Below are 20,221 nucleotides of genomic sequence, written 5' to 3' on the forward strand. Positions count from 1 at the left end.
TCGGGTCAGTCGGTCAGCTGGTAGCTGGCCAGTTCGCAGATATCGACCGTGTCGGTCAGTTCGGTGCCGTCGTCGAACAGGAACAGCATGTCGTAGACGCAGCTCTGCGACCCGTCCGCGATCAGGACGGAGCCCTGTTCGCCGGGCAGCAGGTCGGTCATGGCGAGCAGGTCCTCGCCCCACATGTCGTCCTCGACCGGAGAGGTGTAGAATTCCAGCACGGTGGCCGAGGAGGAGTTGATCAGAGTGTACTCGACGTCCTGGGCCGAGGCGGCGGTCGCGGCGGCGATCAGGACAGCCCCGGCCAGCAGGGCGGGGGAACGGAACGGCATCTTGGCATACTCCAGGGCCCGGTCCGCCGGTCCGCCACGCGGCCGGCAGGGCGGCCGGGACCCGGCGGACCACCCCGCTGCTGGCTAGCATGCGGCCGGGGGGCACCACAACGCGGGGCCCCTGGCCGGGCCGGAAAAAAGAAGGCCCGGACCGAAGTCCGGGCCAAGTCCAACAGGGAGGTAATGGACACTTTCTACGGGAACAACTCAGGGTTGTTCATTGATCTGAATCAACCGGATGCGGCGGCGGGATTTTCGCCGGCGACCCGCGGTCACGCCACCAGCCGGTAGCCGCCGCTCTCGGTGACGAGGAGACGGGCGTTCGACGGGTCGGGCTCGATCTTCTGGCGCAGGCGGTAGATGTGGGTTTCCAGCGTGTGGGTGGTGACGCCGGCGTTGTAGCCCCAGACCTCGTGCAGCAGCACGTCGCGGGCGACCACGCCCTCCTGCGCCCGGTAGAGGAACTTGAGGATGTTGGTTTCCTTCTCGGTGAGGCGGATCTTCTTGTCGTCCTCGGTGACCAGCATCTTCATCGCCGGCTTGAAGGTGTAGGGGCCGAGCTGGAACACGGCGTCCTCGCTCTGCTCGTGCTGGCGCAGCTGGGCGCGGATGCGGGCGAGCAGCACGGGGAAGCGGAACGGCTTGGTCACGTAGTCGTTGGCGCCCGCGTCGAGACCCAGGATCGTGTCGGCGTCGCTGTCGTGCCCCGTCAGCATCAGCACCGGGCATTTCACGCCCTGCTTGCGCATCAGCCGGCACAGCTCGCGGCCGTCGGTGTCGGGCAGACCGACGTCGAGAATCACGAGGTCGTAGATCCCCTCCTTGGCCTTCTGCATCCCGCCGGCGCCGGTGGCGGCCTCGAACACGTCGAAGTCCTCGGTCATCACCAGCTGTTCGGACAGCGCCTCGCGCAGGTCGTCGTCGTCGTCGACAAGCAGGATCTTCTTGAGATTGGCCATGGTCGCGGCTCCTCTTCGCGGCTTTCGGGGCAGATTGGCCGGCGGGCGCCCCGGCGCAACCCGCTGAAAGACAATCTCACGGCGTCGTGTCGCAGCGCGGGGGATTGTTTCAAATCCCGTTCGGCCGAAGTAAGGAGGCGTCATGAGCCTGTTGCCCACCCCGTCCGAGCTTGTCGCGCGCGCGCGGTCCGACCTGCGCGTCGGCCTGCCCGTCGTCATCGGCGACGGGGCCGAGGGGCTTGTCGCGCTCGCCGCCGAGACGCTGACCGGGCCGCGGCTCGACGCGCTCCGCGCCCTGCCCGGCCGGCCCGCGGTGGCGATCACCGGCCGCCGCGCCGAGACGCTCAAGGCGCGCGCCTATGACGGCGATCTTGCCCGCGTGCGGCTGCCGGCCGATGTCGGGGCCGGCTGGGTCCGCGCGCTGGCCGACCCGGGGCTGGACCTCGCCGAGCCGATGAAGGGCCCGCTCGTGACCGAGCGCGAGGGCGCCGCCGGGCTGCACCGCCTCGCGCTCCTGCTGGCGAAGTCGGCCCAGCTCCTGCCCGCCGTGGTCGCGGTGGAGACCGAACGGCCCGCCGCGCTGGCCGCCGATCTGGGGGCGACGCGGCTTGCCCCCGCCGCGCTGGCCGCGGACCTGGCGCTGCACCACCCGCTGCTGCCTGTCGCCGCCGCGCGGCTGCCGATGGCCGCCGCCGAGGCCGGACGGCTGCACATCTTCCGCCCCGAGAACGGCGGGGTGGAGCATTACGCCATCGAGATCGGCCGCCCCGACCGCACCGCGCCGGTGCTGGCGCGGCTGCATTCCGCCTGCTTCACCGGCGACGTGCTGGGCAGCCTGAAATGCGACTGCGGCCCGCAGCTGCACGCCGCGCTGGCGGCGATGGCGCAGGACGGCGCGGGGGTGCTGTTGTACCTCAACCAGGAGGGGCGGGGCATCGGGCTGGCGAACAAGATGCGCGCCTATTCCCTGCAGGACCAGGGCTTCGACACGGTCGAGGCGAACCATCGGCTGGGCTTCGAGGACGACGAGCGCGATTTTCGCATCGGCGCCGACCTGCTGCGCCGGATGGGCTTTTCCGCCGTGCGGCTGATGACCAACAACCCCCGCAAGGTCGCCATGATGGAGGCCGAGGGGGTGGCCGTGGCCGAGCGCGTGCCGCTGGTCACGGGCAGCAACCGCCACAACGCGCATTACCTGGCGGTCAAGCGCGACAAGTCGGGGCACATGCTGTGAAGACCACGGACATGGTGGTCACGCCGATGGGCGTGCGGTTCATGGGCCGGGTGTTTCCCTGCACGCTGGGGCGCGCGGGCGTGGTCGCGGCCGAGGCCAAGCGCGAGGGCGACGGCGGCACGCCCGCGGGGGTGCACCGGATCGTCGGCTGCCTGTATCGCCCCGACCGGCTGGCGCGGCCCTGCGACTGGGCGGTGCCGATCCGGCCCGGCGACCTGTGGTGCGACGACCCCAAGGACGAAGACTACAACCTGATGGTCCGCGCGCCCTTCCGCGCCAACCACGAGACGCTGCGCCGGGCCGACCCGCTCTACGACATCGTGCTGATCCTCGACTGGAACTGGCCCCGGGCCGAGCGCGGGCGCGGATCGGGGATCTTCGTCCATGCCTGGCGCAAGCCGGGCCACCCCACGGCGGGCTGCGTGGCGCTGGCGCCCGCGGCGCTGCGCTGGATCGTGCCGCGGATCGGCTACGAGACGCGGGTGGTGGTGCCCGACACCCTGGCGTGACCGGCCCGCCGCGACGGCGCGGCTAGGTCAGCTCGTAGGCCCGTTCCCCGAAGATCGCCGAGCCGACCCGGACATGGGTCGCCCCCAGCCGAATCGCCGTCTCGAAATCGGCGGACATGCCCATCGACAGGCCGGAAAGGCCGTTGCGCGCCGCGATCTTGCCCAGCAGGGCGAAATGCAGGCTCGGCTCCTCCTCCACCGGCGGGATGCACATCAGCCCCACCACCGGCAGGCCCAGCCGCCGCGCCTCGGCGATGAAGGCGTCGGCGTCCTGCGGCAGGACACCGGCCTTCTGCGGCTCGGCCCCGGTGTTGACCTGGATGAACAGGTCGGGGCAGGTGCCGCGCTCGTCGGCGAGGCGGGCGAGCGTGGTGGCGAGCTTGGGCCGGTCCAGCGTCTGGATCACGTCGAACATCTCGACGGCGGCGCGGGCCTTGTTGGTCTGCAGGGGGCCGATCAGGTGCAGGACGATCCCGTCGTAGCGCGCCTGGAAGGGCGGCCAGCGCTCCTGCGCCTCCTGCACACGGTTCTCGCCAAAGACGCGGTGGCCGGCGTCCAGCACGGCCTCGACCCGGTCGGGCGGCTGCACCTTGCTCACGGCGATCAGGTCCACCGACCCGGGCGGGCGCCCGGCCTCGGCGGTGGCGGCGGCGATGCGGTCACGGATGTCCTGTAGTCCCATGGCGCAAAGCTTAGGCCAAAAGAAAAGAGCGGGCGCAAGGCCCGCTCTTTCCTTATCCGTTGATCCGGTTGGATCAGAAGGACATGGCCAGGCCGAACGACCAGGTGTCGCCGAGGTTGCAGCCGCCGATGGCGCCGCCGCACTCGGTGGTGTCGCCGTAGCCGAGGTGCAGCGAGGCACCGCCGCCCAGATCGTAGGCAGCCGCGAGGCCCCAGCCCTCGTTGACGGCGCCGCCGTCTTCCTCGTAGCGACCCCAGTTGGCCGCGACGGTGAAGGCGTCGAACTCGTAGGCAACGCCCACGCCGATGTGGGTCTCGTCGACGGTGCCGAGGGTCAGGTCACCTTCGGAGTAGTTGACGGTCGCGGTCAGGCCGGCGTCGAGCGCGACGCTGACGGACACACCGATCAGGTCCGACACGTTCGGGCCGCCGTGGTCACCGGTCTGGTAGCCGAGGCCGAAGTTGACGGTGCCGCCGGCGAAGTCGAGGCCGTAGCGGAAGCCGAGGCCGAGGATCGGGTCATCGGTGTTCGCCGAGCCGGACGAGAGGTCGCCGATTTCGGCCGAGACCGCCACGCCGAACGAGCCGACGGTGTAGTCGTAGCGCAGGACCTGACCATTGTGGTCGCCGTCGTAGCCGGAGTTGCCGTTGTAACCGCCGTGCGAGGTTTCGTCGTCGGCGATCGAGCCCGGCGAGCCGGCTGCGACTTCGGTCATCGCCCAGTCGTAGGCGCCGTCGGTGTCACCCATGGTCAGGGTGCCGAACGCGCCGCGGATGAACACGGTGAAGTCGGCGAAGTCGTTGGAGATGTCGACGACATCGCCCTGCTCGGCCGCGTCGTTCAGGTCGACGGTGGCGCCGAAGGTCAGACCGTTGTCGGTTTCACCGGTCATCGAGAAGCGAACGTCGACCGACTGGAAGAAGAACGTGTCGCCAGCGCGATCGGTGGCGATACCCATCTCGGCCGAGCCGGACAGCGCGACGTCCGCGGCGGCAACGCCTGCGGTCGCGACCAGCGCCGTCGTAGCGAAGAGAACCTTTTTCATGGTTTTTCCCTCGTGTTGATATTCAAGGTGCACCTCAAAACGGGGAATCCGCATTGAGTATGCCTTTCTCTCGCTTCTCGCCCCCCTGATTGCAAGAAAGCCCTCGCACCGCGTCGTTCCTTGGCCGAGTCGTGGTGCAGACATGCCACAGTGCCCCTCGCGACCGCTGCGGCCCCAATGAGTCTTGCCGCTTCCGGAGGGCTCCTATACCTAGAAGCGGCAAGGTGGACGAAGGAAAAGGACCAGCAGATGAGCGTGCGGCTGGCTAGGATCGCGGGAAGCTGCGCCCTCGTGGCGCTGGTGTCAGGCTGCGGCGGCGGCCTGTTCGGCGGTCCGCGTGACGCCGATTTCGACGCCCAGCGCGAGGCGGCGCAGCAGCAGAACCTGATCGAGCAGGGTGTCATCGTCGACCCCCAGCGCGAGACCATCTGGGACCTGTTCGATGGCGGCGACGACCCCAACAACACCGTGCAGGTCAACCGCTACCTGTGGAACGCGTCGCTCGAGATCCTCGACTTCATGCCGATCGAGGCGGCCGATCCGTTCTCGGGCATCATCCAGTTCGGCTACGGCACGCCCCCGGGCGGCAGCCGCGCCTACCGCGCCACCGTCTACGTGCAGGACCCCGCGCTCGAGGCCCGGTCGCTCCGCGTCGCGGTGCAGTCGCAGGGCGGCGCCGTCAGCCGCGAGACCGCGCGCCAGATCGAGGATGCGATCCTCACCCGCGCCCGCCAGCTGCGCATCCGCGACGGCGATCTCTGAGGCGCGTCTTTACGCGGCCCCGCGCCTCACCTAATCAACACGCCGGGCCCCGCGCCCGGCGCTTTTGTTTCCGACCCCCGAAGGACCGCCCGCCATGTCCCGCTACGACCCCGCGACCCTGGAACCGAAATGGCAAGCCGCCTGGGACGAGGCCGGAACCTTCCTTGCGACGCGGTCGGCGGACAAACCCAAGTATTACGTGCTCGAGATGTTCCCATACCCGTCGGGGCGCATCCACATCGGCCACGTGCGCAACTACACGATGGGCGACGTGATCGCGCGCTACAAGCTGGCCAACGGGTTCAACGTGCTGCACCCGATGGGATTCGACGCCTTCGGGATGCCGGCCGAGAACGCCGCGATGGCCTCGGGCGGGCACCCGGCGGACTGGACCTACCAGAACATCGATACGATGGTCGCGCAGATGAAGCCGCTGGGCTTCGGCCTCGACTGGACGCGCATGTTCGCGACCTGCGACCCGGAATACTACGGCCAGCAGCAGGCGCTGTTCCTCGACTTCCTCGAAAAGGGCCTCGTCTACCGCAAGAACGCGGTGGTGAACTGGGACCCGGTCGACATGACCGTGCTGGCGAACGAGCAGGTGATCGACGGCAAGGGCTGGCGGTCCGGCGCCGAGGTGGAACGCCGCGAGCTGACGCAGTGGTTCTTCCGCATCTCGGATTTCTCGGGCGAGCTGCTGGACGCGCTCGACCGGCTCGACGACTGGCCGGCCAAGGTCAAGCTGATGCAGGCGAACTGGATCGGCCGGTCGCGCGGGCTGCAATTCGCCTTTGGCCTGGTGGAGCCCACCCGCGGCCACGACCGGGTCGAGGTCTACACCACCCGGCCCGACACGCTGCTGGGCGCGTCCTTCGTCGGCATCTCGCCGGACCACCCCATCGCCAAGGAGCTCGAGGCGCACGACCCCAAGGTGGCGGAGTTCTGCGCCCTCGCGCGCAAGGGCGGCACCACCGAGGAGGCCATCGAGAAGGCCGAGAAGCTGGGCTTCGACACCGGCCTGCGCGTGCGCCATCCCTTTGACACCGCGTGGGAACTGCCGGTCTACATCGCCAACTTCATCCTGATGGACTACGGCACCGGCGCGATCTTCGGCTGCCCGGCGCACGACCAGCGCGACCTCGACTTCGCGCGGAAATACCACCTGCCCGTGATCTCGACCTTCGTGCCGCTCCGGGGCGAGCACGTGACGCCCGAGGACGGCGGCGCGGCCTATGTGCCCCCGAAATCCGAGACCGTGCGCTGGACCCTGCCCTTCGCCTGGGACGAGGAAGCCACCGGCGAGACCGCGATCGAGGCCGCCATCGCGTTCTGCGAATCGAAGGGCGTCGGCCACGGCGTGACCAAGTTCCGCCTGCGCGACTGGGGCCTTTCCCGCCAGCGATACTGGGGCTGCCCGATTCCCGTGGTCCATTGCGCCGACTGCGGCGTGGTGCCCGAGAAGAAGGAAAACCTGCCGGTCGAACTGCCCAAGGACGTGGGCTTCGACGTGCCCGGCAACCCGCTCGACCGCCACCCCACCTGGCGCGACACGCCCTGCCCGCGCTGCGGCAAGCCGGCCAAGCGCGAGACGGACACGATGGACACCTTCGTCGATTCGTCGTGGTACTTCGCCCGCTTCACCGCGCCCCACGCGGCGACGCCGACGGACATGGCCGAGGCCGCCTACTGGATGAACGTCGACCAGTACATCGGCGGCATCGAGCACGCGATCCTGCACCTGCTCTATTCCCGCTTCTTCGCGCGGGCGATGCAGATCTGCGGCCACCTGCCCGAGAAGAGCATCGAACCCTTCGACGCGCTGTTCACCCAAGGCATGGTGACCCACGCGATCTACCAGACCCGCGACGAGGCCGGCCGCCCGGTCTACCACTTCCCCGAGGAGGTGGAGCTGCGGGACGGGAAGGCGTTCCTCAAGGACGGCACCGAGGCCGAGATCATCCCCTCGGCCAAGATGTCGAAATCCAAGAAGAACGTCGTCGACCCGGTGAACATCATCGAGACCTACGGCGCCGACACCGCGCGCTGGTTCGTGCTGTCCGATTCGCCGCCCGAGCGCGACGTGGAATGGACCGCCGCCGGCGCCGAGGCGACGAACAAGCACCTCGCCCGCGTCCACCGGATCGCCACCGACATCGCCGCCAGCACCGAGGAGGGCTCGCCCGAGGCCGACGAGGCGCTCCTGCGCGAGATGCACAAGACCATCTTCGACGTCACGAACGGCATCGAGAGCTTCGGCTTCAACGCCGCCATCGCCAAGCTCTACGCCTTCACCAACACGCTGCAGAAATCGCAGGCCGGCTCGGCCGCGAAACGCAGCGCGATGAAGACGCTGGCCCAGCTCATGTCGCCGATGACCCCGCACCTCGCCGAGGAGATCTGGGCGATGCTCGGCGGCGCGGGCCTGGTCGCCAACGCCCCCTGGCCCAAGGCGGACGAGGCGATGCTGGTCTCCGACACCGTGACCCTGCCGATCCAGATCAACGGCAAGCGCCGGTCGGAAATCACCGTGCCCCGCGACGCCGCCAAGGAAGAGGTTGAAAAGATCGCGCTCGCCGACGACGCTGTGGTCAAGGCGCTGGCCGGCGGCCAGCCCAAGAAGCTCATCGTCGTCCCGGGCCGGATCGTGAATGTCGTCGTCTGACCGCCGCACCCTGCTCCTGCTGCTGGCCGCAGCCCCGCTCGCGGCCTGCGGCTTCACCCCGGTCTATGCGCCGGGGGGGCCGGGCACCGCGGTGCGCGGGCGGCTCGCCATCGCGGCGCCGGACACGCGGCTGGGCTTCGTCCTCGTCGCCCGGCTCGAGGACCGGCTGGGCCGGTCGCAGGCGCCCACCCACCGGCTGAGCTACGAGATCGCCACCTCGCAGCGCGACCTCGCCATCACCGGCACCGACGACATCACCCGCGTCAACCTGAACGGCAGCCTGCGGTTCCGCGTGACCGAGGTCGCCACCGACCTGCAGGTGCAGGCGGGCGAGGTCTCGACCTTCACCGCCTATTCCACGACCGGTTCGCCGGTCGCCACCGCCGCCGCCCGCCGCGACGCCGAGGACCGGCTGATGGTGGCGCTGGCCGACCAGCTCGTCTCGCGCCTGCTCGCCGGCGCGGCCAGCTGGGCATGAAGCTCCAGGGCCGCGACGTCGCGCCGTATGTCCGCAGGCCCGATCCGGCCGCGGCGGGCTGCCTGATCTTCGGCGACGACGCGCTGCGCGTCGCCGACCGCCGGCAGGAACTCCTGAAATCCCTGCTCGGCCCCGGCGCCGAGGAAGAGATGCGGCTCGCCCGCCTCGCCGCCGCCGACCTGCGCTCCGACCCCGCCCAGCTGATCGACGCGGTCAAGGCGGTCGGCTTCTTCCCCGGCCCCCGCGCCGTCTTCGTCGAGGGCGCGACCGACGGCCTCGCGCCCGTGTTCGAGGCCGCGCTGGCCGAATGGCGCCCGGGCGATGCGCAGATCGTCGCCACGGCCGCCCGGCTGACCGCGAAATCTGCCCTTCGGGTCCTGTTCGAGAAGCACCCGACCGCGCGGGCCGCCGCGATCTACGACGAGCCCCCCTCCCGCGCCGAGATCGAGGCGCTGCTGGCCGAGGCGGGCCTGCCCGAGGTGCCCCGCGCCGCGATGGAGGACCTCGAGACGCTCGCCCGCAGCCTGCCCCCCGGCGACCTGCGCCAGACGGTGGAAAAGCTCGGCCTCTACAAGCGCGGCGACGCCAGCCCCGTCAGCCCCGCCGACATCGCCGCCGTGGCGCCCCTCACCCTCGAGGCCGCGCTAGACGACATCGTGAACGCCGCCGCCGAGGCCGACCAGCAGGCCATCGGCCCGATCCTCGCCCGCCTGTCCGGGCAGGGGGTCACGCCGGTCAGCCTCTGCATCGCCGCGACCCGCCATTTCCGCGCGCTGCACGCCGCCGCTTGCCACCCGGGCGGCCCCGCCGCCGGCCTGCAGGCGCAGCGCCCGCCGGTGTTCGGCCCCCGCCGCGACCGGATGCTGCGGCAGGCCCAGCGCTGGGGCCGCGACAAGCTGGAGCAGGCCCTGAGCCTGCTGGTCGAGACCGACCTGACGCTGCGGTCGGCCCAGTCCGCGCCGCAGATGGCGCTGATGGAACGCGCGCTCATTCGCCTTGCGATGATGCCGCGCCGGTAGTGCCGGCGCATCTTGACGCCGCCCGGCCGCGCGGGCCCTATGCCGCCGCAACGGCAGGCAGGAGGAGCCCGGCATGTACACCCTGATCGGCAATGTGCGCAGCCGCGCGATGCGCGTGCTCTGGACGCTGGAGGAACTGGGCGTTCCCTACGAGCACGTCGACGCCCCGCCGCGCTCCGAGGCCGTCACCCGCATCAGCCCCGCGGGCAAGGTGCCCGTGCTGGTCGTGGACGGCGTGCCGATCACCGATTCGGTCGCCATCATGACCTTCCTCGCCGACCGCCACGGCGCCCTGACCTTCCCCGCCGGCACGATCGACCGCGCCCGGCAGGACAGCCTGACCCACCTCATTCTCGACGAGGTCGACGCGACCCTCTGGTCGGCGGCCAAGCACAGCTTCGTCCTGCCCGAGGACCTCCGCCTGCCGCAGATCAAGGACAGCCTGCGCTGGGAATTCGCCCGCGCCGAGGCCCATCTCGTCAGCCGCATGGCCGAGGACGGCCCCTTCCTGATGGGCGAGACCATGACCATCGCCGACATCCTGTTCGCGCATTGCGGCGGCTGGGCCATCAACGCCAAGTTCGAGATCACCCAACCCCGCCTGCGCGAGCACATCGCCATGATGCGCGACCGCCCCGCCTTCAAGCGCGCGCTGGCCAGGGGGTAGGCCGCGGCGCGGTGCCGGCAGGGCACATTCCCCGGCCGCCGCGCGGCCTGCGCCTTGTTCCCCGCCGACCCGCACTCTATGTCGCGCTGCATGAAGCGCTTCATCCCGTTCGTCGCCAAGGACCCGACCGTCTCGGTGATCCGCCTCTCGGGCGTGATCGCCGCCTCGGCCCGTGGCGGCACCCTCAGCGACAGCGCGCTGGCCCCCGCCATCGAGCGGGCCTTTGCCAAGGGCAAGCCCGCCGCCGTCGCGCTGGTGCTGAATTCGCCCGGGGGCAGCCCCGCGCAATCCTCGCTCATCGCCGCCCGCATCCGCCGGCTGGCCGCGGAAAAGAAGCTCCCCGTCCATGCCTTCGTCGAGGACGTCGCGGCCTCGGGCGGCTACTGGCTGGCCTGCGCCGCCGACGACATCTGGGTCGACGACAGCTCGATCGTCGGCTCGATCGGCGTGATCTCGGCGGGCTTCGGCCTGCACGAGGCGATCGCGCGTCTCGGCATCGAGCGCCGCGTCCACACCGCCGGCAAGGACAAGTCGATGCTCGATCCCTTCCGCCCGGAACGCCCCGAGGACGTCGAGCGCCTGTTGGGCCTGCAACGGCAGATCCACGACAGCTTCATCGCCCATGTCCGCGCCCGCCGCGGCGCCCGGCTGAGCGAGGCCGAGGACCTGTTCACCGGCGAATTCTGGGTCGGCGCCCGCGCGGTCGAGCTGGGGCTGGCCGACGGCATCGCCCACCTCGTCCCGAAGATGAAGGCGCTTTACGGCGACAAGGTCCGCTTCCGCGACTACGGCGCGCGGCGCGGCCTGTTCCAGCGCTTTGGCGCCGGCCTTGCCGCCGAGATGACCGCCGGGATCGAGGACCGCGCCCTGTGGTCCCGGTTCGGCCTCTCGTGATGCTCAAGATCGTCAGCCTGTTCCTGATCTTCATGGCGGTACTCGCCATGTTCGGCCGCCTGCGCTGGCCGCGCATCGGGCGTCGCGGCGACCGGGCCGGCGGCCTGCCGAAACCGCGCCTCTGCCCCGACTGCGGGCGCTACAACCTGCGCGGCGGTCCCTGCCGCCACTGCACCAAGGGACAAGGCTGAGACCGTGATCCTGGAATTCCTCTACGCGACCCTCGGGCTCGTCATCCTGCTGCTTGCCGGTGACGTGCTGGTGAAGGGGGCGGTGAACCTCAGCCTGCGGCTCGGCATCCCCGCCCTGATCGTCAGCCTGACGGTCGTCGCCTTCGGCACCTCGGCGCCCGAGCTGCTGATCTCCATCAAGGCGGTGCTCGACGGGGTGCCGGGGCTGGCGCTCGGGAACGTGGTGGGGTCGAACACCGCCAACGTGCTCCTGATCCTCGGCCTGCCGGCGCTGGTCTTCGGCCTGTCCGCCGGCAGCGACACGCGCCGCAGCTACCTGTTCATGATCGCGGGCACGCTCCTGTTCATCGCGCTGGCCTTTGCCGGGCCGTTCACGTGGTGGCACGGCCTGATCCTCGCTGGCGTCCTGGTCCTGATCCTCGTCGACGCCGCCCGCGCCGCGCAGGCGCATCGCCGCGCCGCCAACGGCGCGCCCGAGCCGGACGAGCTGGAGGAGGCCGACCCCGACATGCCCTGGTGGCAGATCGGCCTTTACCTCGGCCTCGGTCTCGTCGGCCTGCCGCTCGGGGCCGACCTGCTTGTGGACAGCTCGGTCGCCATCGCCCGCGAGTTCGGCGTCAGCGAGACGGTGATCGGCCTGACGCTGGTCGCCATCGGCACCTCGCTGCCGGAACTGGCGACCACGGTGATGGCCGCGCTCCGCCGCCACGCCGACGTGGCGCTGGGCAACGTGATCGGGTCGAACATGTTCAACCTGCTCGGCATCATCGGCATCGCGTCGCTGGTCGGGCCGATCCCGGTCGACCCCGAGATCCTGCGCTTCGACCTCTGGGTGATGCTGGCGGCCTCGCTGGTGCTGGCGCCCTTCGTGTTCCGCAGCTGGCCGATGGGCCGGCTGGTGGGCGCGGGGTTCACCGCGCTCTATGTCATCTATCTCCTGATGGTCCTTGCGTGAGGAATTCCCGATGACCGCCCTCGTCACCGGCGCCGCCCGGCGCCTCGGCCGCGCCATGGCGCTGGAACTGGCCCGCGCCGGGCACGACGTCGCGATCCACTACGCCGGCAGCGCCGAGGAGGCCGCCACGGCCGCCGAGGAGGTGCGCGCGCTGGGCGTCCGCGCCGTCACCCTGCAGGCCGATCTCACCGTCGAGGCCGAGACCCAGGCGCTCCTGCCCCGCGCCGCCGAGGCGCTGGGCGCGCCGATCACCGTCCTGATCAACAACGCCTCGATCTTCGACTACGACACCATCCACACCGCCACCCGGGCCAGCTGGGACCGGCACATGGAATCGAACCTGCGCGCGCCCTTCGTGCTGACCCAGGCGCTGGCCGCGCAGATCCCCGACCCGCTGACCGACGAAAACGGCGAGCCGCAGGCACAGGGCCTCGTCGTCAACATGATCGACCAGCGGGTGCACAAGCTGACGCCAGAGTTCATGACCTACACCATCGCCAAGATGGGCCTCTGGGCGCTGACCCGCACCTCGGCGCAGGCGCTGGCCCCGAAGATCCGCGTCAACGCCATCGGCCCCGGCCCGACCCTGCAGGGCGCGCGCCAGTCCGCCGACCACTTCGCCCGGCAGCGCGCGGCAACCGTGCTGGGCCGCGGGGCCGACCCGCAGGGCATCTGCGACGCGCTGCGCTACTTCCTGGTCGCGCGGGCCGTCACCGGGCAGCTGATCTGCGTCGACGGCGGCCAGCACCTCGCCTGGCAGACCCCCGACGTCCTGGGCGTCGAATAGCGCCTCGTTTCAGCTGAAACCGACAGTTTTCCACTGGGCCCGTCCGTGTGAAGCTTTTGTTAACGTTGGGTAACAACCCTGCGATGTAGCTGCGTTCGGAAAAAAATTTCTAGCAAAAACAACGTCTTGAATAATCGCCTAAATTTTAGGCAAGTCGCAGAACCAGCCTAGGAACAAGGAAAATTTCCGCCCGCCCAAGATTTCTCCGCAAGCTTATCCACAGGTTTCGTGGAAAGCTGACCCCTTGATCAACCCCGTTTTCCGGTGCAGCCAGACCGGGAATCGCGCAGGCCCCGCCCAACATGTCCAACACGCCTGACACCGACGCCGAAACCGGCCCCGAAACGGGCCACGAGGTGATCCAGTCCTACCTCAAGACGCTCGACAATTCGCCGGGCGTCTACCGGATGCTCGATGCCCAGAGCCGCGTTCTCTACGTCGGCAAGGCCCGCGCCCTGAAGAAGCGCGTCTCGAACTACGCCAAGCCCTCGGGCCATTCGCCCCGGATCGCGCGGATGATCCGCGAGACCGCCTCGATGATGTTCCTCACCACGCGGACGGAAACCGAGGCGCTGCTGCTCGAACAGAACCTGATCAAGCAGCTCAAGCCGCGCTACAACGTGCTCCTGCGCGACGACAAGTCCTTCCCCAACATCCTCGTCAGCCGCACCCACGCCTTCCCGCAGATCAAGAAGCACCGGGGCGCCAAGACGGAAAAGGGCGAGTATTTCGGCCCCTTCGCCAGCGCCGGCGCGGTGAACCGCACGCTGAACCAGCTGCAGAAGGTGTTCCTGCTGCGCAACTGCACCGACGCGACGTTCGAGAGCCGCACCCGCCCCTGCCTGCTCTACCAGATCAAGCGCTGCAGCGCGCCCTGCACCGGCTACATCAGCGCCGCGGAATACGGCGCCGCGGTCTCCGACGCCGTGCGCTTCCTCAAGGGCGACACCACCGAGCTGCAGGCGCAGCTCGCCGCCCAGATGGCCGAGGCCGCCGAGGCGATGGAGTTCGAGCGCGCGGCCGCGCTCCGCGACCGCATCCGCGCGCTGACCACCGTGCAGTCGGCCCAGGGCATCAACCCCCGCGGCGTGTCCGAGGCCGACGTGATCGCGCTCCACATGGAGGGCGGGCAGGCCTGCGTGCAGGTGTTCTTCATCCGCGCCAACCAGAACTGGGGCAACCGCGACTACTACCCCCGGATCGGCCCCGACATCGAGCCGCCCGAGGTGCTCGAGGCCTTCCTCGGCCAGTTCTACGACCAGAAGGACCCGCCGCGGCAGATCATCCTGTCCCACCCGGTCGAGAACCCCGACCTGATGGCCGACGCCCTGTCGCAGAAGCTGGGCCGCAAGGTCGAGCTGCTGGTGCCCCAGCGCGGCGAAAAGGCCGAACTGGTGGACAGCGCGATGCGCAACGCCCGCGAAAGCCTCGCGCGCCGCATGGCCGAGGGGCAGGCGCAGGCGGTGCTGCTGGAGGGGCTGGCCGAGGCGTTCGGGCTGGACGCCCCCCCCCGCCGGGTCGAGGTCTACGACAACTCCCACATCCAGGGCGCCCACGCCGTCGGCGCGATGATCGTGGCGGGGCCGGACGGGTTCCTGAAATCCCAGTACCGCAAGTACAACATCCGCGGCGACGAGCTGACCCCCGGCGACGATTTCGGCATGATGAAGGAGGTGCTGACCCGCCGCTTCCAGCGCCTGCTCAAGGAAGACCCCGACCGCGAGACCGAGGCGTGGCCCGACCTGCTGCTGATCGACGGCGGCGCCGGGCAGGTCAGCGCCGTGCAGGAGATCATGGACGACCTCGGCCTCGACGACGTGCCCTTCATCGGCGTCGCCAAGGGCATCGACCGCGACCAGGGCAAGGAGGAGTTCCACCGCCCCGGCCAGCCGGTGATGGCGCTGAAACGCAACGACCCGGTGCTCTACTTCGTCCAGCGCCTGCGCGACGAGGCGCACCGCTTCGCCATCGGCGCGCACCGGGCGAAACGCGCCAAGGCGGTCAGCGCCACGCCGCTCGACGACATCCCCGGCGTCGGCGCCACACGCAAGCGCGCGCTGCTCGCCCATTTCGGCAGCGCCAAGGCGGTCAGCCGCGCCAACCTCTCCGACCTGACCGCGGTCGAGGGCATCAACGAGGGGCTGGCGCAGAAGATCTACGACTATTTCCACGAGCGCGGGTAAGGGCGGCCTCCCTCGCGCTTCCATCCCCCCTGCGCCCGCGCTACACCTGCGCCATGCGCTGGACACTGCCAAACATCCTGACCGTCGCGCGGATGATCGCGGCCCCCATGGTGGGGCTGGTCTTCCTGCTGCTGCCGCGGCCCTGGGCCGACTGGGTGGCGATGATCCTGTTCCTGTCGGCCTCGCTGACCGACTACGTCGACGGCTGGTACGCCCGCCGCTACCAGCTCATCAGCCGCTTCGGCGCGATGCTCGACCCGATCGCGGACAAGGCCGTGGTGGTCATCGCGCTGGCCGTGGTCCTCGGGCTGCACGGCATCACCGGCTGGACCCTGATCCCCGTCGTCGCGATCCTGTTCCGCGAGGTCTTCGTCTCGGGGCTGCGCGAATTCCTCGGCCACCAGGCGGCGACGCTCAAGGTGACCCCGCTCGCCAAGTGGAAGACCATGGTGCAGATGGTGGCCATCACCATGCTGTTCGCCTGGGGCCTGTTCGACCATTACTTCATCATGCAGACCTTCGGCATGAACGGCGAGATCGTGTCGGGCATCCTGAATGGCGACATCGACGACAGCGTCGGCCTGATCTGGAAATACAACGGCCTGATGCTCACCTCCTACGGGGGGCTTGTGCTCCTGTGGCTCGCCGCGGGGCTGACCCTGGTCACCGGCTTCGACTATTTCCGCAAGGCCCTGCCTTACCTGAGGGACCCGGCATGAAACTCGACATCCGCTACTTCGCCTGGCTCCGCGAGCGTGTCGGCACGGCCGCCGAGCAGGTCGAGACCGAGGCCGCCACCGTCGCCGACCTGATCGCCGAGCTGCGCGCCCGCGACGAAGGCTACGCCTACGCCTTCTCCGACACCGGGGCGATCCGCGCCGCGGTGGACCACGAGCTGGTGGAGTTCGACGCCGCGCTGTCCGGCGCGCGCGAGGTCGCCTTCTTCCCGCCGATGACCGGGGGCTGAGGGCCATGCCCGCCCCCGTCCGCGTGCAGCAGGCGCCCTTCGACATGGGCGCCGAGCTCAACGCCTTCGCCGCAACCGTCCCCGGCGCGGGCGCGGTGGTCAGCTTTTCCGGCATCACCCGCGACCTCGCCGACGGCACGCTCGAGGTGATGGAGATCGAGCACTACCCCGGCATGACCGAGGCCGCGCTCTCTGCCATCCGCGACGAAGCCATCGCCCGCTTCGGGCTGACGGATGCGATGATCTTGCACCGTTATGGCCCGCTGAAGGCGGCCGACCCGATCATGATGGTTGCCACCGCAGCCCGCCACCGCGCCGACGCCTTCGCCGGGGCCGAGTTCCTGATGGACTACCTGAAATCCCGCGCCCCGTTCTGGAAGAAGGAAGTCACCGCCAAGGGCGCCGCCTGGGTCGCCGCCCGCGACGAGGACGAGGACGCGCTGGCGCGCTGGTCGCGCGGCGGCTGAGTCCGATCGGGGCGCAGGCCCCCTCATCTTTGCTTCGAAAATACTCCGGGGGGAGTCGCCAAAGGCGACGGGGGGCTGGCCCCCCAGCGCCCTCACCACGGGCTCAGCCCTGGCCCTGGTTCATCCGCTCAATGTAGATCCGCAGCTCTTCCGACTCGTGCCGCGCCTCGCGCAGCCCGTCCATCGCCGCGCGCAGCTCGGCCTCGGTCTGGCTGAGCTGGCCGGTCAGCTCGGCCTCGCGCTGCTGCAGGTAGGCGATGGCCTGGTCGCGGGTCTCCTCGGCGTCGTGCAGCGCCTTGGCCAGCGCCTCCATCTCGTTCAGGTCGGCGCTCGACACCTGGTTGAACCGCGCCAGCAGCCAGTGCGCCAGCCAGCCCAGCACGAAGGCCACGAACAGGATCGCCGCGATGGCGATGACGAATTCCAGCCGGTTCATCGGCGCTACTCCTCTTCCGCGGCGCGCGCCGCCGCCTCGACCACGCTGTCGGGCCGCGGCGTCGGACGGGCGCCCGGCTCCGCGGCGCCGCCCTCGGCCGCACCCTCGGCCAGATCCTCCTCCGGGTCGCCGCCCACGGTCGCCTCGGTCAGCAGCCGGAACTCGATCCGGCGATTCTGCTCGCGGCCCTCCTCGGTCTCGTTCGAGGCGATCGGCTGGCTTTCGCCATAGCCCTGCGCGGTCAGGTTCGACACCAGCACGTTGCGCGCGAGCAGCCCGTTCAGCACCGCGTCGGCGCGGGACTGGCTGAGGTTCAGGTTCATTTCCTCGCGGCCCTGGCTGTCGGTGTGGCCCGATATCTCCATCCGCACGTGGCGGCAGTCGGGCAGCACCGCGGCGATGCGGTCGAGGATCTCGCCCGCGGCCTCGTTGATCTCGACCGAGCCGGGGTCGAAGATGATCTTGGTCTCGGCCTGGATCTCCCGGACCCGCTCCACGCATTCCTCGGGCGAGGGCAGCGAGGCGATCGGGTCCAGCGCCTCGAGGTAGGTCACCTGCAGCTCGAAAGCCGCCGCCTGGCCCAGCTCCGCGCTCAGGAAGCGCGTCAGGTCCGACACCGCCTCGGGGTTGCCGGTGTTGCCGCGCAGGATCAGCGTCTCGGGCTCCAGCGTCATCGTGCCGTCGTTCAGCTGCGACAGCGCCTCGAGGCCCGCCATCGCCCGCACCGCCCAGCCCTCGGGGAGGTCGGACACCGGCCGCGTGGCGATGTCGGTGGTCTGGCCGCCGAACAGGGCGCGGGCGAAGGCCTCGACCGAACGGCCCACCGGCCCCTCGGGCAGCCGCCCACGCAGCTGCATCCGCCCCCCGGACTCCAGCGTCGCGATCAGCCGGGCCGGCCCCGCGCTGGCGGCCGACGTCTCGCTGACCGTCTGCGGCAGCACGCCCTCCAGCGAGAACACGTCGGGCAGCGCGGCGGCCAGCTCGCCGATCACCCGGTCGAACTCGTCCTGCCCGGTGCCCTCGGCCGCGATCAGGGTCACGTCCGCATCCGAGAAGGCGATGGTCCCCGCGCCAAGCCCCGCAAGCGCCCCGATGCCGGCCGTCACCGCGTCGGCCCATTGCGGCGAGGGCACGCCGAGGCCCACCACGCAGGTCAGCGGCCCCGCGGCCCCCGCCGCCGTGGCCGCGGCCAGGATGCGGTCCCGCGCGGCGACGGTGTCGGCCACGCAGGTCTCGAACCGCGCGCCCCCGGCATCGATGGCGAAGCGAAGGGCGAAAGGCGTGATCACCGGCCGCGGCGCCGAGATGTCGAGCACCACCTCGACCCCGGACGGCTGGTTGCCCTGCAGGGTCTGGAGAAAGCGGGTGCGCTGCTCGGCGCTCTCGGCGATGGCCTGCACCTCGACCCGGTCGGCATAGACGGTGACCTTGGACCGCGGCAGCGCCTGCATCGCCCGGAGCCCGTAGGCCAGCGCCGTCTCCCAGGTCGCGGGGACGGGGAAATCGGCGGTCTCGACAAGGTTCGCCACCTCCAGCCCGTTCGCGATCTCGGCGATGGCGCCGGTGATCGGCTCCACCCCGGTCGCCGCCGGCACCAGACCGATCACCTGGATCCCGTCGGTGGTGCGCAGCACGTCGACCGAGAAGCGCGGCGGCGCCACGGCCTCGCGGCGGGCGACCTCGATCCGGTTCACCACCCGGTCGGCATCGACCACCGTGCCCGCCGTCGAGGCGGCGCGGAAGGCCGCGGCCTCGCTCGGGGCGGTGCCGTCGAGAAACACCCGCAGCCCGTCGGCGTCGACCTCGACCCAGGCCATGCCGCCCGCGTCCAGGATGGTGTCCACCGCCTCGATCGAGCGCCGCTCCATCGTCAGCGCGAGGAAGCCGGCGGTCACCACGGCGAGCGCGCCCGCAAGGACGAAGGCACCGAGGGTGAGGAGGAGAGGGCTGCGGATCATGGATCGGTTCGGCAGGGGGGCCTTGCGGCGTTGCGACGGGGTTACAGGCTCCCGCCCGCGGGTTCAATCAAGCCAGCGCCGCGAGAGCGAAAAACAGCGCAGGGATCAGGCCGGCGTCCCGGTTCGACCGGAACAGCCGCAGGCACACGCCCGGATCGTCGATGTCGAGCCGCTGCAGCTGCCACAGCATGTGCCAGCCCATCCCCCAGATCCCCGCCAGCGCCAGCACCAGCGCCAGGATCGACGCCTGACCCAGCGCCATCAGGGCCGCGAGGCCGAGCAGCAGGACGGTGGCGATCAGGAAACCGCGCAGCCAGAGGCCGGTGTTCTCGGCGAAGAGACGCGCGGTGGACTTGACGCCGATCAGCGCGTCGTCCTCGCGGTCCTGGTGGGCGTAGATCGTGTCGTAGAACAGCGTCCAGCTGATCCCGCCGAGGTAGAGGAGCACGGCCGGCCAGCCGAGGCTGCCGGCCTGCGCCGTCCACAGGAGCAGCGCGCCCCAGTTGAAGGCGAGCCCGAGGAACACCTGCGGCCACCAGGTGAAGCGCTTGGCGAAGGGGTAGACCGCGACCGTCGCCAGCGACGCGATTCCGAGCAGGATGGCATTCAGGTTGAAGGTCAGGAGGATCAGGAAGGCGACCAGCGACTGCGCCACCAGCCAGGCCAGCGCCTGCTTCACCGTGACCTGCCCCGACGGGATCGGGCGGGACCGGGTGCGCGTGACCGCGGCGTCGATGTCACGGTCGGTGATGTCGTTCCAGGTGCAGCCCGCGCCCCGCATCAGGAAGGCGCCGATGGCGCAGCCCGCGAAGAGCCACAGGTCGTAGGCCCCGAGGCCCCCGCCGTCCGAGGCCGCGGCCAGGAACAGGCCCCACCAGCAGGGCAGCAGCAAGAGCCAGGTCCCGATCGGCCGGTCGGCGCGGCTGAGGCGCAGGTAGGGCCGCGTCGCCGGCGGCGCGAGCCGGTCGACCCAGTTGCCGCGCACCGCGTCGGCGACCTGACCCTCTGGCGTTCCGCCGACCTCGCTCATAGTC

The 20,221-nt window shown here is 70.3% G+C and carries 22 protein-coding genes; 15 read left to right on the forward strand and 7 right to left on the reverse strand.

Features of this window, described 5'->3' with window-relative positions:
- Positions 1-5 precede the first annotated feature (5 nt).
- Both HCU73_RS13335 and HCU73_RS13340 read right to left on the reverse strand, forming a co-directional pair.
- Positions 6-332, reverse strand: coding sequence for a hypothetical protein (locus tag HCU73_RS13335; protein WP_168623950.1), 327 nt, complete (start codon positions 330-332; stop codon positions 6-8).
- A gap of 272 nt (positions 333-604) precedes the next feature.
- Positions 605-1,291, reverse strand: coding sequence for a response regulator transcription factor (locus tag HCU73_RS13340; RefSeq protein ID WP_168623951.1), 687 nt, complete (start codon positions 1,289-1,291; stop codon positions 605-607).
- A gap of 142 nt (positions 1,292-1,433) precedes the next feature.
- Between HCU73_RS13340 and ribA the strand changes: the two genes are divergently transcribed.
- Complete coding sequence (ribA, locus tag HCU73_RS13345) at positions 1,434-2,525, forward strand: GTP cyclohydrolase II (RefSeq protein ID WP_168623952.1); 1,092 nt, start codon at positions 1,434-1,436, stop codon at positions 2,523-2,525.
- The gene (locus HCU73_RS13350) at positions 2,522-3,034 is read left to right on the forward strand and encodes a L,D-transpeptidase family protein (protein WP_168623953.1); all 513 of its coding nucleotides are present in this window, start codon (positions 2,522-2,524) and stop codon (positions 3,032-3,034) included. Before ribA ends, HCU73_RS13350 begins: the two co-directional genes overlap by 4 nt.
- A gap of 22 nt (positions 3,035-3,056) precedes the next feature.
- Here the strand turns inward: HCU73_RS13350 and HCU73_RS13355 are convergent, their stop codons facing one another.
- Together HCU73_RS13355 and HCU73_RS13360 are read right to left on the reverse strand one after the other, a co-directional pair.
- Positions 3,057-3,716 (reverse strand): YggS family pyridoxal phosphate-dependent enzyme, encoded by a 660-nt coding sequence (locus HCU73_RS13355; RefSeq protein WP_168623954.1) that lies wholly within the window; start codon positions 3,714-3,716, stop codon positions 3,057-3,059.
- A gap of 73 nt (positions 3,717-3,789) precedes the next feature.
- Positions 3,790-4,761, reverse strand: a complete 972-nt coding sequence (locus HCU73_RS13360; protein WP_168623955.1) for a porin — start codon at positions 4,759-4,761, stop codon at positions 3,790-3,792.
- Positions 4,762-5,010: 249 nt separating this feature from the next.
- Between HCU73_RS13360 and HCU73_RS13365 the strand changes: the two genes are divergently transcribed.
- The 13 genes from HCU73_RS13365 to HCU73_RS13425 all read left to right on the forward strand — a co-directional run bounded on the left by HCU73_RS13365 (position 5,011) and on the right by HCU73_RS13425 (position 16,793).
- Positions 5,011-5,523: a DUF3576 domain-containing protein gene (locus HCU73_RS13365; protein ID WP_168623956.1), complete on the forward strand. Its 513-nt coding sequence runs from the start codon at positions 5,011-5,013 to the stop codon at positions 5,521-5,523.
- Between the two features lie 94 nt (positions 5,524-5,617).
- Positions 5,618-8,185: a leucine--tRNA ligase gene (gene leuS / locus HCU73_RS13370; RefSeq protein ID WP_168623957.1), complete on the forward strand. Its 2,568-nt coding sequence runs from the start codon at positions 5,618-5,620 to the stop codon at positions 8,183-8,185.
- The gene (gene lptE / locus HCU73_RS13375) at positions 8,172-8,663 is read left to right on the forward strand and encodes an LPS assembly lipoprotein LptE (protein WP_168623958.1); all 492 of its coding nucleotides are present in this window, start codon (positions 8,172-8,174) and stop codon (positions 8,661-8,663) included. The genes leuS and lptE overlap by 14 nt, the downstream gene beginning before the upstream one ends.
- Complete coding sequence (gene holA / locus HCU73_RS13380) at positions 8,660-9,682, forward strand: DNA polymerase III subunit delta (protein WP_168623959.1); 1,023 nt, start codon at positions 8,660-8,662, stop codon at positions 9,680-9,682. Before lptE ends, holA begins: the two co-directional genes overlap by 4 nt.
- 73 nt (positions 9,683-9,755) lie before the next feature.
- The gene (locus HCU73_RS13385; protein WP_168623960.1) at positions 9,756-10,349 is read left to right on the forward strand and encodes a glutathione S-transferase family protein; all 594 of its coding nucleotides are present in this window, start codon (positions 9,756-9,758) and stop codon (positions 10,347-10,349) included.
- 90 nt (positions 10,350-10,439) lie between these two features.
- Positions 10,440-11,243 carry a S49 family peptidase gene (locus HCU73_RS13390; RefSeq protein ID WP_168623961.1) on the forward strand — a complete coding sequence of 268 codons (804 nt, stop codon included), beginning with the start codon at positions 10,440-10,442 and terminating at the stop codon, positions 11,241-11,243.
- On the forward strand, positions 11,243-11,434 hold the full coding sequence (locus HCU73_RS13395; protein WP_210730641.1) for a hypothetical protein: 192 nt from the start codon (positions 11,243-11,245) through the stop codon (positions 11,432-11,434). Before HCU73_RS13390 ends, HCU73_RS13395 begins: the two co-directional genes overlap by 1 nt.
- Positions 11,435-11,441: 7 nt before the next feature.
- Positions 11,442-12,389 (forward strand): calcium/sodium antiporter, encoded by a 948-nt coding sequence (locus HCU73_RS13400; protein ID WP_338052122.1) that lies wholly within the window; start codon positions 11,442-11,444, stop codon positions 12,387-12,389.
- Positions 12,390-12,399: 10 nt separating this feature from the next.
- Positions 12,400-13,176: an SDR family oxidoreductase gene (locus HCU73_RS13405; RefSeq protein WP_168623963.1), complete on the forward strand. Its 777-nt coding sequence runs from the start codon at positions 12,400-12,402 to the stop codon at positions 13,174-13,176.
- A gap of 302 nt (positions 13,177-13,478) precedes the next feature.
- Positions 13,479-15,359, forward strand: a complete 1,881-nt coding sequence (uvrC, locus tag HCU73_RS13410; RefSeq protein WP_168623964.1) for an excinuclease ABC subunit UvrC — start codon at positions 13,479-13,481, stop codon at positions 15,357-15,359.
- Positions 15,360-15,412: 53 nt separating this feature from the next.
- Complete coding sequence (gene pgsA / locus HCU73_RS13415) at positions 15,413-16,078, forward strand: CDP-diacylglycerol--glycerol-3-phosphate 3-phosphatidyltransferase (RefSeq protein WP_168623965.1); 666 nt, start codon at positions 15,413-15,415, stop codon at positions 16,076-16,078.
- A complete protein-coding gene (gene moaD, locus HCU73_RS13420) occupies positions 16,075-16,326 on the forward strand; it encodes a molybdopterin converting factor subunit 1 (protein WP_168623966.1) in 252 nt (83 codons plus the stop codon). The genes pgsA and moaD overlap by 4 nt, the downstream gene beginning before the upstream one ends.
- A gap of 5 nt (positions 16,327-16,331) precedes the next feature.
- Complete coding sequence (locus HCU73_RS13425) at positions 16,332-16,793, forward strand: molybdenum cofactor biosynthesis protein MoaE (protein WP_168623967.1); 462 nt, start codon at positions 16,332-16,334, stop codon at positions 16,791-16,793.
- A 103-nt stretch (positions 16,794-16,896) separates the two neighbouring features.
- Here the strand turns inward: HCU73_RS13425 and HCU73_RS13430 are convergent, their stop codons facing one another.
- From HCU73_RS13430 to ubiA, 3 genes are all read right to left on the reverse strand, one after another.
- The gene (locus tag HCU73_RS13430; RefSeq protein ID WP_168623968.1) at positions 16,897-17,229 is read right to left on the reverse strand and encodes a hypothetical protein; all 333 of its coding nucleotides are present in this window, start codon (positions 17,227-17,229) and stop codon (positions 16,897-16,899) included.
- 5 nt (positions 17,230-17,234) lie between these two features.
- Positions 17,235-19,187 (reverse strand): OmpA family protein, encoded by a 1,953-nt coding sequence (locus HCU73_RS13435; protein WP_168623969.1) that lies wholly within the window; start codon positions 19,185-19,187, stop codon positions 17,235-17,237.
- Between the two features lie 67 nt (positions 19,188-19,254).
- Entirely contained in the window at positions 19,255-20,217 is a 963-nt protein-coding gene (ubiA, locus tag HCU73_RS13440; protein ID WP_168623970.1) for a 4-hydroxybenzoate octaprenyltransferase, read from the reverse strand.
- Positions 20,218-20,221: the final 4 nt, after the last annotated feature.

Source organism: Roseicyclus persicicus, from assembly GCF_012395815.1.
In the GTDB taxonomy this organism is placed as follows: domain Bacteria; phylum Pseudomonadota; class Alphaproteobacteria; order Rhodobacterales; family Rhodobacteraceae; genus Roseicyclus; species Roseicyclus persicicus.

Bases quoted from the DNA above. Each gene is read 5' to 3' on its own strand.
- HCU73_RS13335 (WP_168623950.1), bottom strand. From the start codon at position 332: ATGCCGTTCCGTTCCCCCGCCCTGCTGGCCGGGGCTGTCCTGATCGCC.
- HCU73_RS13340 (WP_168623951.1), bottom strand. From the start codon at position 1,291: ATGGCCAATCTCAAGAAGATCCTGCTTGTCGACGACGACGACGACCTG.
- ribA (WP_168623952.1), top strand. From the start codon at position 1,434: ATGAGCCTGTTGCCCACCCCGTCCGAGCTTGTCGCGCGCGCGCGGTCC.
- HCU73_RS13355 (WP_168623954.1), bottom strand. From the start codon at position 3,716: ATGGGACTACAGGACATCCGTGACCGCATCGCCGCCGCCACCGCCGAG.
- HCU73_RS13360 (WP_168623955.1), bottom strand. From the start codon at position 4,761: ATGAAAAAGGTTCTCTTCGCTACGACGGCGCTGGTCGCGACCGCAGGC.
- HCU73_RS13365 (WP_168623956.1), top strand. From the start codon at position 5,011: ATGAGCGTGCGGCTGGCTAGGATCGCGGGAAGCTGCGCCCTCGTGGCG.
- leuS (WP_168623957.1), top strand. From the start codon at position 5,618: ATGTCCCGCTACGACCCCGCGACCCTGGAACCGAAATGGCAAGCCGCC.
- lptE (WP_168623958.1), top strand. From the start codon at position 8,172: ATGTCGTCGTCTGACCGCCGCACCCTGCTCCTGCTGCTGGCCGCAGCC.
- holA (WP_168623959.1), top strand. From the start codon at position 8,660: ATGAAGCTCCAGGGCCGCGACGTCGCGCCGTATGTCCGCAGGCCCGAT.
- HCU73_RS13385 (WP_168623960.1), top strand. From the start codon at position 9,756: ATGTACACCCTGATCGGCAATGTGCGCAGCCGCGCGATGCGCGTGCTC.
- HCU73_RS13390 (WP_168623961.1), top strand. From the start codon at position 10,440: ATGAAGCGCTTCATCCCGTTCGTCGCCAAGGACCCGACCGTCTCGGTG.
- HCU73_RS13395 (WP_210730641.1), top strand. From the start codon at position 11,243: ATGCTCAAGATCGTCAGCCTGTTCCTGATCTTCATGGCGGTACTCGCC.
- HCU73_RS13405 (WP_168623963.1), top strand. From the start codon at position 12,400: ATGACCGCCCTCGTCACCGGCGCCGCCCGGCGCCTCGGCCGCGCCATG.
- uvrC (WP_168623964.1), top strand. From the start codon at position 13,479: ATGTCCAACACGCCTGACACCGACGCCGAAACCGGCCCCGAAACGGGC.
- pgsA (WP_168623965.1), top strand. From the start codon at position 15,413: ATGCGCTGGACACTGCCAAACATCCTGACCGTCGCGCGGATGATCGCG.
- moaD (WP_168623966.1), top strand. From the start codon at position 16,075: ATGAAACTCGACATCCGCTACTTCGCCTGGCTCCGCGAGCGTGTCGGC.
- HCU73_RS13425 (WP_168623967.1), top strand. From the start codon at position 16,332: ATGCCCGCCCCCGTCCGCGTGCAGCAGGCGCCCTTCGACATGGGCGCC.
- HCU73_RS13430 (WP_168623968.1), bottom strand. From the start codon at position 17,229: ATGAACCGGCTGGAATTCGTCATCGCCATCGCGGCGATCCTGTTCGTG.
- HCU73_RS13435 (WP_168623969.1), bottom strand. From the start codon at position 19,187: ATGATCCGCAGCCCTCTCCTCCTCACCCTCGGTGCCTTCGTCCTTGCG.
- ubiA (WP_168623970.1), bottom strand. From the start codon at position 20,217: ATGAGCGAGGTCGGCGGAACGCCAGAGGGTCAGGTCGCCGACGCGGTG.